This window comes from Streptomyces sp. NPDC086147 (assembly GCF_040702165.1).
In the GTDB taxonomy this organism is placed as follows: domain Bacteria; phylum Actinomycetota; class Actinomycetes; order Streptomycetales; family Streptomycetaceae; genus Streptomyces.
The window spans coordinates 1-10,151 of the sequence record NZ_JBFBJO010000044.1 but is presented as its reverse complement, the minus strand read 5'-3'; the positions used below and the strand labels follow the sequence as shown (position 1 = coordinate 10,151).

11 protein-coding genes are annotated in these 10,151 nt (G+C 73.2%); 5 read left to right on the top strand and 6 right to left on the bottom strand.

The window, feature by feature from the left end; all coding sequences use genetic code 11:
- On the top strand, positions 1 to 417 hold a 417-nt coding region (locus AB0398_RS33980), incomplete at its 5' end, for a sigma-70 family RNA polymerase sigma factor (RefSeq protein ID WP_366379533.1).
- Here AB0398_RS33980 and AB0398_RS33975 read toward each other — a convergent pair.
- Entirely contained in the window at positions 395 to 811 is a 417-nt protein-coding gene (locus AB0398_RS33975; protein WP_366379535.1) for an ATP-binding protein, read from the bottom strand. The genes AB0398_RS33980 and AB0398_RS33975 overlap by 23 nt on opposite strands.
- A gap of 301 nt (positions 812 to 1,112) precedes the next feature.
- Between AB0398_RS33975 and AB0398_RS33970 the strand changes: the two genes are divergently transcribed.
- Together AB0398_RS33970 and AB0398_RS33965 are read left to right on the top strand one after the other, a co-directional pair.
- Positions 1,113 to 1,574: an ATP-binding protein gene (locus AB0398_RS33970; protein ID WP_366379532.1), complete on the top strand. Its 462-nt coding sequence runs from the start codon at positions 1,113 to 1,115 to the stop codon at positions 1,572 to 1,574.
- 126 nt (positions 1,575 to 1,700) lie between these two features.
- A complete protein-coding gene (locus AB0398_RS33965; RefSeq protein WP_366379531.1) occupies positions 1,701 to 2,741 on the top strand; it encodes an NAD-dependent epimerase/dehydratase family protein in 1,041 nt (346 codons plus the stop codon).
- A 52-nt stretch (positions 2,742 to 2,793) separates the two neighbouring features.
- Here AB0398_RS33965 and AB0398_RS33960 read toward each other — a convergent pair whose 3' ends face one another.
- The 4 genes from AB0398_RS33960 to AB0398_RS33945 all read right to left on the bottom strand — a co-directional run bounded on the left by AB0398_RS33960 (position 2,794) and on the right by AB0398_RS33945 (position 7,753).
- The gene (locus AB0398_RS33960) at positions 2,794 to 3,294 is read right to left on the bottom strand and encodes a hemerythrin domain-containing protein (RefSeq protein WP_366379530.1); all 501 of its coding nucleotides are present in this window, start codon (positions 3,292 to 3,294) and stop codon (positions 2,794 to 2,796) included.
- 196 nt (positions 3,295 to 3,490) lie between these two features.
- Positions 3,491 to 5,098: an FAD-dependent oxidoreductase gene (locus AB0398_RS33955; RefSeq protein WP_366379529.1), complete on the bottom strand. Its 1,608-nt coding sequence runs from the start codon at positions 5,096 to 5,098 to the stop codon at positions 3,491 to 3,493.
- Positions 5,099 to 5,223: 125 nt separating this feature from the next.
- Positions 5,224 to 6,186: a diiron oxygenase gene (locus tag AB0398_RS33950; RefSeq protein WP_366379528.1), complete on the bottom strand. Its 963-nt coding sequence runs from the start codon at positions 6,184 to 6,186 to the stop codon at positions 5,224 to 5,226.
- A gap of 52 nt (positions 6,187 to 6,238) precedes the next feature.
- Entirely contained in the window at positions 6,239 to 7,753 is a 1,515-nt protein-coding gene (locus AB0398_RS33945) for an NAD(P)/FAD-dependent oxidoreductase (RefSeq protein ID WP_366379527.1), read from the bottom strand.
- A gap of 185 nt (positions 7,754 to 7,938) precedes the next feature.
- Here AB0398_RS33945 and AB0398_RS33940 point away from each other — a divergent pair, with 185 nt between their 5' ends.
- Both AB0398_RS33940 and AB0398_RS33935 read left to right on the top strand, forming a co-directional pair.
- The gene (locus tag AB0398_RS33940; RefSeq protein WP_366379526.1) at positions 7,939 to 8,670 is read left to right on the top strand and encodes a TetR/AcrR family transcriptional regulator; all 732 of its coding nucleotides are present in this window, start codon (positions 7,939 to 7,941) and stop codon (positions 8,668 to 8,670) included.
- A gap of 144 nt (positions 8,671 to 8,814) precedes the next feature.
- A complete protein-coding gene (locus AB0398_RS33935) occupies positions 8,815 to 8,979 on the top strand; it encodes a hypothetical protein (RefSeq protein WP_366379525.1) in 165 nt (54 codons plus the stop codon).
- 48 nt (positions 8,980 to 9,027) lie between these two features.
- Here AB0398_RS33935 and AB0398_RS33930 read toward each other — a convergent pair whose 3' ends face one another.
- A complete protein-coding gene (locus AB0398_RS33930) occupies positions 9,028 to 9,972 on the bottom strand; it encodes a bile acid:sodium symporter (protein WP_366379534.1) in 945 nt (314 codons plus the stop codon).
- Positions 9,973 to 10,151: the final 179 nt, after the last annotated feature.

The following is a 10,151-nucleotide window of genomic DNA, read 5'->3' as shown; positions in this document are numbered from 1 at the left end:
CGCACCGAACTCGCCCACCACCTCCACCTCACCGAAGAAGAGATCGCGGAAGGCCAACTCGCCGCACACGGCTACGCCACCCGCTCCCTGGACACCCCCGTCGGCGAGGACGGCAACGCCTCCGGCGCGAAGCCACGCCATCTGGCGACCGCCGAATCCTCCTACGAGCTGATCGAGGACCTCACCTCGCTCCGGCCGCTCCTCGACCGGCTCGACGAGCGCGACCGGCACATCCTGGAACTCCGCTTCGGAGAGGAGCTCACCCAGGCCGAGATCGGCCGGCGGATCGGGCTCTCCCAGATGCACGTCTCGCGGCTGCTCACCCGCATCCTCGGCGAGCTCAGGGAAGGTCTCAACACCGACGGCGCCCCTGCGGAAGGACCCGCGGACGAGGCTACGGACGGGACGGCAGGCTGACCTCCAGCCACACCACCTTCCCCGCCGCTCCCGCCCCCCTGGCCTCGTAGCCCCACGCCCCCGCCAGCTTGTCCAGAACCATCAGACCGTGCCCGCCGGGCAGCGCGGGCGAACGGGACGTGCGCGCCCGGGGCGGTTCGGAACTGGCGTCGGCGACCTCCACCCGCAGCCCCTCGCGACCGCGCCGCAGGACGAACTCCTCCGGTCCGCCGGCGTGCAGACAGGCATTGGTCACCACCTCCGACACCAGGAGCAGCACGTCCTCCACCCGCTCCTCCCCCGCCTCGCTCCCCGCCGGAATCCACCCCCAGTCCGCCAACGCCTCCGCCGTGAAATCCCGACAGCGCGACACCACACTCCGCGCCCCGCGCAACAACAGCCGCCGCACCTGCATCCCGTCTCCCCCGCCCTCGCCGTCAGCCATGACCCTGTCGGGGCTCGGACCTCTTGTCTCCCGCTTCTTCTTCGCGCACAAATGTCATGGTGTTCATCATTTTCACCGTTCCTCTCACACCTTTTGCTCCTTTTACCTCTTTCCGAGAACTGTGGTCACATTCCCGAGATGTGAAAGATTACGAAAGGCGGTTCGGGGAAGACATCATGGCCGCCGCCTCGCGCGAAGGCGCAGCCACCGGTGGCGGGAGAATGCCCTTTACGGCATGGTTCGTCCCCGACGGCCGGGGAACCCGCAGCGTATGAACGGTCAGCGTGGACAGCCCGTGGCCACCGGCACCCGTCATTACGAACTGACGGAGGCCCCCGGGACGGTGGGCGCGTGCCGGGACCTGACGCAGCGGGCGCTGAGCGAGTGGTTCGGGGCCGCCGGTGCGCCCGGGCGGGTCGCCGCCACGGATGCCCTGCTGCTCGTCTCCGAGGTCGTCACCAACGCGTTCACGCACGGGGGCGTTCCGTACGAGCTGCGTCTCGACCGCGCCGGGGGCCGGCTGTGGGTCCAGGTCAGCGACACCAGCCCGGTGCGTCCCCGGCCCCACGGCCCGCACCGTCCGAGCCGTTCCTCCGGGCACGGCCTGTACCTCCTGGAGCGGCTGTCGGCCGCCTGGGGCTGTGTCCCGAGGGACGGCGGCAAGGCCGTCTGGTTCGAGGTGGAGGTGCCGCCCGTGTCTGGGGCCGACGAGCACGCGCGGCCGGAGGGGTGAGCGGCGGACGGCGTTTACGGGGCGCACCGCGCGGTCACTCGCAGGGCATGGCCGGTTCCCGGCCGAGAACCGGCGGCGGGCACGTCCCCGCCGTCTCCATCCGTCCCCCGCGATTGGACAAGCGCCATGAGGGTCGTCGTCACAGGAGCCACCGGAAACGTCGGGACCAGTGTGGTCAGGGCCCTCGCCCGGGACCGTACGGTCACGGACGTGCTCGGCGTCGCCCGCCGGGTGCCCGAGCTCCGGATCGACGGGGTCCGCTGGGCGTCGGCGGACGTCGACCCCGGCGGCCCCGACCTGGCCGGGCTGTTCGCGGGGGCCGACGCGGTCGTCCACCTCGCCTGGAAGTTCCAGCCCACGCACGACCCGGTCGAGACCTGGCGCACCAACGTCCTGGGCAGCGTCAGGGTCTTCGAGGCGTGCGCCCGGGCGGGGGTGGACGCTCTGGTGCACGCCTCCTCGGTCGGCGCCTACTCCCCCGGCCCGTCGGACGGGCGGCCCGTCGACGAGTCCTGGCCCACCCACGGCTGGCCCGGCGCGGCCTACACCCGGGAGAAGGCCTATCTGGAGCGCTACCTGGACGGGTTCCAGCTCTCGCACCCGGACCTGCGGGTCGTACGGATGAGGCCGTCGTTCCTGTTCAAGGAGGAGGCGGCGAGCGAACAGCGCCGCATCTTCGCGGGTCCGCTCCTGCCGTGGCGGGCCGTGCGACCGGGCGTGCTGCCCGTCGTGCCCTCCGTCAAGGGCCTGCGCTTCCAGGCCCTGCACACCGACGACGCCGCCGAGGCCTACCGGGCGGCCGTGGTGCGGGAGGTCCGGGGGCCGTTCAACCTGGCGGCCGATCCGGTGCTCGACGCCGACGTACTGGCCCGGCTCCTGAGGGCCCGCGCCGTTCCGCTGCCGGCGGGCGTGACCCGTGCCGTGCTCGCCGCCGCGTGGCGCCTGCGCCTGGTGCCCGCCGCGCCGGGTCTGTTCGACGCGGTCATGCGGCTGCCCGTGCTCGACTCCTCGCGGGCCCGCGAGGAGCTGGACTGGACGCCGTCGTGGACCTCCGAGGAGGCCGTCGGCGAGTTCCTCGAAGGCCTCGGCCGAGGGGCCGGACTCGGCACTCCGCCCCTGACGGCCGACGCGGCGCCGGTGGGGGCCGGCGGGAGCGCGGGAAGGTGAGGACGTGCCGGTGGGCGGCCCGGGCGGGCCGCCCACCGGCACGGCTCCCGTGTCATCCGCGGACGACCTCGCGCACGTTCTCCACCCGGCCGCAGTCCGAGGCGAGCTGCCGGGCGCGCTCCTTCAGGAACGCGTCGCCCAGCTCGGCCCTGCGCTCGTCGGGGACGCTCTCCCGGGCGCCGTTGAGGATGGTGCGCTCCTCCTCGTCGAGGTGGTGGGTGACCGCCTCGACCAGGTCCTCCAGACGCTTGTCCCACTCGTCGGAGCCGATGTCGTCGACCTCCAGGAGGGCGAGGAGGGCCTTGTTCCCCTCCTCGTGCTCCTCCGTGCCGTGGTCCACTTCCTCGTTGTCGACGTTCTTGAAGCGCTTGAGCGCTCCGTAGACCTCGGCCTCCTCGGCCTCGCCGTGTGCGATGAGCAGGGCCGAGAACTCCTTCAGCGCGGCGGCGCGGTCCGCCTCGACGCTCCGCATCCGGCGGAACAGGTCCTCCATCGTGCGGTGGTCCTTCAGAATGGCCGCGACCACGTCCTGGTTCTCCTTGTTGCCCGCCATCGTGCCGTCTCCTCCTCGACCGTTCTTCCGTCGGCCCGCCTCTCCACGGGGCGGTGCCGTCCGGCGGGTACCCCTGCCGGGGAGAACCAATCGCGGAGGGCGCTCGCGTCGGCCAGGAGGGTGAAGGGGAGGGCAGTCCGGGCGGGCGGGGCCTCAGGGGCGCCCCCGTGCCCCGGCCCGGCCGGTCGCGGTGCCGTCAGGGGGAGACGGGGCGGCGCGCGGCGGTGAGCAGTTCCTCCCGGTCGACGAGCTTGACGCGGGGGCGGCCCTGGGCACGGCCCTCGGCGCGCTCGGCGGCGTCGATCGCCCGCCAGCCGTCGAGGTCGACGGCGTCGGGGCGGGCCGTGGTGACCGGCGGGCCGGCGGGGGCGGCCAGGCGGCCGGCTTCGAGGTCGTCGAGGAGCGTGGTGACGGTCTCCTGGGCGCAGGACTTGTTGGTGCCGATGAAGCCGGTGGGGCCGCGCTTGATCCAGCCGGTGACGTAGACGCCCGGCTCGACCCGGCCCCGCTCGTGCGGCACCGTGCCGGTCTCCGCGTCGAACGGCAGGCCCGGGACCGGTTCGGCGCGGTAGCCGACGGCGCGCAGGACCAGGGAGGTCCCGACGGTCTCGGTGTCGGTGGTGGGGACGGCCCGTACGGTGCCGTCGTCGGCGCGGCGCAGCTCGGTCCGTACGACGGTCAGACCGGTCACCCGGTCGTCGCCCTCGATCCGCGCCGGGCCGGTCAGGAAGCGCAGGACGATCCGGCGGCGGCCCGGAACGGGGGTGCGGGCGGCGAGTTCGGCGAGGACCGCCGTCTTGGGCGTGGCGTCCGCCGGCAGGTCCTCGGGCCGGCCCTCCACGAGGACGTCGACGCCGTCGAGGGCGGCGAGCGCGACCAGTTCGGGCAGGGTGAAGGCTGCCTCGGCCGGTCCGCGCCGCCCGAGGACGACGACCTCGCGGACCCGGCTCGCGCGCAGCGCGGCCAGGGCCCGGTCGGAGATGTCGGTGCGGGCGAGGGCCTCGGGGTCGGCGGTCAGGATCCGGGCCACGTCCAGGGCCACGTTGCCGTTGCCGACGACGACGGCCCGTTCGGAGTCCAGCGGGTAAAGGGCGCCGTCGTGGTCGGGATGCCCGTTGTACCAGGCGACGAAGTCGGTGGCGGAGGCGCTGCCGGGCAGGTCCTCGCCCTCGATGCCGAGGCGCCGGTCGGTGGCCGCGCCCACGGCGTAGACCACGGCGTGGTGGTCGCGGACCAGGTCCTCGTGGTGCAGGTCGCGGCCGATCCGGGTGTCGAGGCGGTACGAGAAGCCCGGCTGGCCCTCGATGGCCCGGAAGAGCTCGGTGACCCGCTTGGTGTCCTGGTGGTCGGGCGCCACTCCCGCCCGCGCGAGTCCGTACGGGGTGGGCAGCCGGTCGTACACGGTGACGCTCACGCCGGGGTGGCGGAGCAGTTCGTCGGCGGCGAACAGTCCGGCCGGTCCGGCGCCGACCACGGCCACCCGCAGCCCGGTCGTCTCCACCCGGCGCTGCGGGGGCACGAGGGCCATGGGCGTGCGGTCGGCGTGCGGGGAGGTGTCGTAGTAGGCGCGGTTGATCTCGAGGAACGGCAGCTCGCCCTCGGTGAGCTTGGTGTGCGGTTTGAGGGCGTCCACCGGGCAGGCCGTCGTGCACGCCCCGCAGTCGACGCAGGTGCGGGGGTCGACGTACAGCATGTCGGTCTGTCCGAAGCCCGGTTCGCCGGGGGCGGGGTGGATGCAGTTGACCGGGCAGGCCAGCACACACGACGCGTCGGCGCAGCACGACCGGGTGACGACGTAGGGCATGGGGAGCGGTTCTCCGTTCACGTTCACGGGGCCGCCGGGACGGTTCCCGGCCGGTGGTTCCGCCCGGCGGGCGGGCGGGTGTGCTGCTCGGGCGGCGTACGCCTGCCGGACGAGGAGCCGGTGCGTCAGGCGGCGTGCGGGGCGGGTTCGCCCCGGAAGCGGGACGGGCGGCCGTCGATGCGCAGGGCCCGCCACACCTTCCGGGAGGTGCGGTTCATCAGGCCGATGTCCTCGGCGAGCATCCGCACGTCGGAGAAGAGGTCGCGGAGCATCTTCTCGCCGTCGGGCGACTTCCAGAAGATGTCCTTGATGACCCAGTGGGGGACGCCGATCTTCTCGGCGGTCTTCCGGTCGGGGACCACGATGACGTCGCCGAGGACGCGCATGATGACCGGGAAGGCCACCGAGAGGGCGCCCTTGCGGAACTTCCCGTAGCCGGGGACCTTGACGCGGAGGAACTCGTGGGCGAAGGAGATGTGCCGGGCCTCCTCGGCGACGTGGATCTGCATGAGCCGCCGCATCAGCGGGTGGATGTCCTCGCCGCCGCGCAGGATCGCCTTCTGGAGGTGGTCGATGGGCTCCTCGCCGGCGAGGACGCCGGTGAAGAACGACTCGGGGATGAGGGAGCCGGCCAGCGGCAGGAAGCGGCTGACCACCCGGAAGGAGCGCCGGCCGCCGGGCACGTCGGCGCCCGCGCGGTTGACGAACTCCTGGAACATCTGGGTGTGGTGGCACTCCTCCGTGGCCTCGTGGGTGAGGTAGCGGAACTCCGGGTTCTGGTTCGGCAGCGAGAAGAGGTAGTCCATCACCCCGCGGATGAGGACGTTCTCGAACTGCATGCCGACCTTGACGATGTTGGCGTACCGCCACAGGCCGATCTTCGTCCGGACCTCCAGCGGCTGTGCCTGGTACCACGGGTGGCCGCCCAGCGGGTCGGCCGCGGGGAGCACCCAGCGGGGGTCCTTCGGGTCGATGGCGAACTCGGGGTTGTCCCAGTCGATGTCGGTGAAGGCGTCGAAGTGGATGTGCACCGACGCCTCGGAGAGGGTCTGGAGCCTTTCGTAGTAGCTCTCCTGGCTGATGGTCATCGTCGTCCTCGATCTCTCGCGTGTGGTCTCCGGAGGGGTGGTGGGCTCGGCGTCAGACCGCCGGGGCGTGGTCCTGCCGGTCGGTGGCGGACCGTGCCCCGGGGACGGTCCGCCCGAAGCGGAGGGCGGGGTCCTCGACGGGGGAGTCCCGCAGGGCCCGCCGGTCGCGGTAGTAGTTGTTCCAGATCCGCCAGGGGTCCCGGGTGCCCTGGCGGGGCATGATCGCGTCGCCGCGCGCGATGTAGCCGGAGGTCAGCGACTCGCCCATGACGGAGACGTCGGAGCGGTCGGACGCGGCGGCGACGGGGGTGGCGGTGGTGAGGCCGTGCCGGTCCATGTGGGCGATCAGCCGGCTGACGTACGCGCAGGCGAGGTCGGCCTTGAGGGTCCAGGAGGCGTTGGTGTAGCCGATGATCATCGCCAGGTTGGGGACGCCGTCGAGCATCACGCCCTTGTGGAGGAGGTGGTCGCGGGTGACGAGGGGCTCGCCGTCGACCGCGATCTCCATGCCGCCGGCGAGCTGCATCCGCAGGCCGGTGGCGGTGATGACTATGTCGGCGGGTATCTCCTCGCCGGACTTCACCCTGATCCCGTTCTCGGTGAAGGTCTCGATGTGGTCGGTGACCACGGAGGCCCTGCCGCTCTTGAGGGTCTTGAAGAGGTCGCCGCCGGGCACCACGCACAGCCGCTGGTCCCAGGGCTTGTACGCCGGGGTGAAGTGGCGCATGTCGACGCTCTTGCCGAGCCGTGCCCGTACGGAGCCGAGCAGCACCCCGCGCATGAGCCGCGGCGCCTTGCGGCACAGGGCGTAGAGGCCGCGCTGGAGCGCGATGTTGCGGGCGCGGCCCACGCGGTGGACGAGTCCGGCCGGGACGCGGAGTCCGCGCAGGACGGTGGAGACGGGGTCGTCGGCGGGCAGCGCCAGGATGTACGTGGGCGAGCGCTGGAGCATGGTGACGTGCGCGGCGGTGTCGGCCATCGAGGGGACCAGGGTGATGGCGGTGGCGCCGCTGCCGATGACGACCACGCGCTTGCCGGTGTGGTCGAGGTCCTCGGGCCAGTGCTGGGGGTGCACGAGGGTGCCGCCGAAGCGCTCCTCGCCGGGGAACTCCGGCCGGTGGCCGGCGTCGTAGTCGTAGTAGCCGGTGGCGCCCACGAGGAAGCGGGCCTTCCAGAGCTCGGTCGCGCCGGTGGCCTCGTCCAGGATCTCGACGGTCCACCGCCCCTCGTCGCCGGACCAGTCCGCGCGGACGGCCTTGCGGCCGAAGCGGATGTGCTCGGTGACACCGCGCTCCTCGGCGGTCTCCTGGACGTAGCGCCGGATGTCCGCGCCCTCGGCGAGGATCCTGGTGCCGTGCCAGGCGCGGAAGCCGTAGCCGAAGGTGTACATGTCCGAGTCCGAGCGGATGCCCGGGTAGCGGAAGAGGTCCCAGGTGCCGCCGACCCGCGCGCGCCGCTCGATGACGGCGTACGTGGTGCCGGGGTTCCCGTCGGCCAGGTGGCAGGCGGCACTGATGCCGGACAGCCCCGCTCCGATGATCAGCACATCGACGTGCTGGTGCTCCATCTCGATACCCCTCTGTCGCCGTCCCGCGTGCTTCCGCACCGGTGCTCCGGGCTTCGGACGCCGCCGCCCGGTGCGGGAATTTACCTGTGTCACCGCGTCCAAGGTACCGGCGGTAACACACTATGCGCCACCCCCGGGAACCGATCGCGCGCGCCCTCTTGATCGGGCCGGGTACGATCCACGCCGTGGCGGAGGACAGACGAGAACGCAGTGACGGACGCCCCGACGGACGGGACACGCGCTGGTCCGGCCACCGGGCCGAGCGCCGTGACCAGGTCCTCGCCGCGGCCCTCGCCGTCATCGGCCGGGAGGGCCCCTCGGTCAGCGTGGCGGCGATCGGAGCCGAGGCCGGGATGCCCCGTTCCGTGGTCTACCGGATCTTCCGCAGCCGCGAGGACCTGGACGAGCGGATCCGCGCGCGCATCGCCGACGACCTGCTGGCCGCGCTGTACCCGGCCCTCGACCCGAAGGGCACCGTCCGGGAGGCCGTCGAGCTCGCCGCCGCCACCTACGTCGGCTGGGTCGCGGAGCACCCCCGGCTCCACCGGTTCCTCGGCACCGGCTCGCCCGAGCAGGACGCCAGCGGCTCCCGGGTGGTCGCGGGCACCCGCACGGCCATCGCCCTCCACCTGGCGCGGCTGCTCGACGCGTACGCCGAGCAGCTGGTCGACGGCGGGAAGGCGCCCGCGGGCTTCACCCTCAACCTGGCGTTCGGCATGGTCGGCCTGGTGGACGGGGTGGTCAACCAGTGGGCCGCCCGTCCCGAGTCGAGGAGCTCGCTCGACGACCTGACCCATTTCCTGAGCGACGCCCTGTGGGGCGTCCTCTCGCAGTCCACCCTGCGCATCGGGCTCGTGCTCGACCCGGACCAGACGATCGGCAAGGCCCTGGAACCGCCGGCACGGCCCCGGTCCTGACCGGCCGGGACGCCGGGCCGCTCCGTTTGCGGAGCCGTGGGCGCCGGGTTTGAGTGTGAGGGACCCCTCGCGCCGCCGGAGCCCGGACCCGTACAACGGACGGCCGGTCGCGCGGTCCCGCAGTCGCAGGGCAAGGAGAGACCGATGGCACCTCACCACAAGTCGAACAAGGAAGTCGAGGGCGACCCCGACACCGGGCACGGCCGAGGCCTGCCCCGGCGCCCCGACGAGAAGGAGCTCGACGAGCGCCTCGAAGAGGACCGCGAGGAAGTGGGCCTGCCGGTGGACCCGGACGACGGGAACCGGTAGGAGGACCGGCTCGGTCGGTCGGGCGGCGGAGGCCGCCCGACCGGTGGGTCAGGCCGGGTCCGGGACCAGGCGGGGCACGAGGCGGACGTAGGCCACCATGCCGAGGACCTCGACGAGGGTCTGGGTGACCACGACGACCGCGGCCACGGCCAGCGAGTCGGGCAGGGCAAGGACCAGCGGCAGGACCACGAGGGAGTTGCGGGTCGCGCCGGTGAAGACGATCGCCCTCCCGGCGGGCGGGTCCAGGCGGAACAGCCGGGCCACGGCCTTCCCCGCGAACGCCATGACCACCAGGAACAGCACGTAGAACGGGACGACGGCGGCGACGTCGGCCAGGCTGCCGCCGAGCCCGGGGACCTGGGAGGCGACCACGGCGAGGAGGGTGGCGGCCATCAGGGGCACCATCGTGGTGGTCGCCGCGCCGGAGACCCGCCGCCCGGCCGGGCGGCGCGCGGCCCACGCCTGGAGGGCCCACGCGAGGAGCAGGGGGGCGACGATCAGGAGCAGGAACGCCTCGACGAAGGGGCCGGCCTCCACCACGTCGGACAGCTCCGGCCCCATGAACAGGTACAGGAACCCCGGCAGCAGGACCATCTGCGCGACGAGGAGGACCGGGGTGGCGGCGAGGAGCCGGCGGGCGGAGCCGCCGGCGAGGCCGGAGAAGACGATCACGTAGTCCACGCACGGGCACAGCAGCACCAGCAGGACGCCGAGCCGGACCGCCCGGTCGTCGGGCAGGAACGCGAACATCGCGGCGACCACCAGCGGCACCACCGCGAAGTTCACCGTCGCGGCGGCGGACAGGAACCTGCCGTCGCGCAGCGAGCGCACCAGCTCGGCGGCCGGGACCTGGAGGAAGGTGACGAACAGCAGCGCCCCGAGGACCGGGTTGATCGCGTGCGCGAGGCCCGGCCCGAGACCGGGCGCCGCCCACCCCAGCAGGGCGCCGGCGGCCATGGCCGCCAGATAGACCGCGACCTGGTGGTGTTCCATCCGCTCGACCGCGCCCCGCGGCCCCCGCTGCGACACCCGAACCGCTCCCTCGTCCCACCGATTCCGACCGCTCCCCCGGCGGACCCGGACGCCATCCTCGCAGGTCGGCCGGGCGACAGGGCCCCCGGGCGCGGCGGGCCCGGGAACGGACGCGCGCCGGCCCCCGCGGGTGCGGGGGC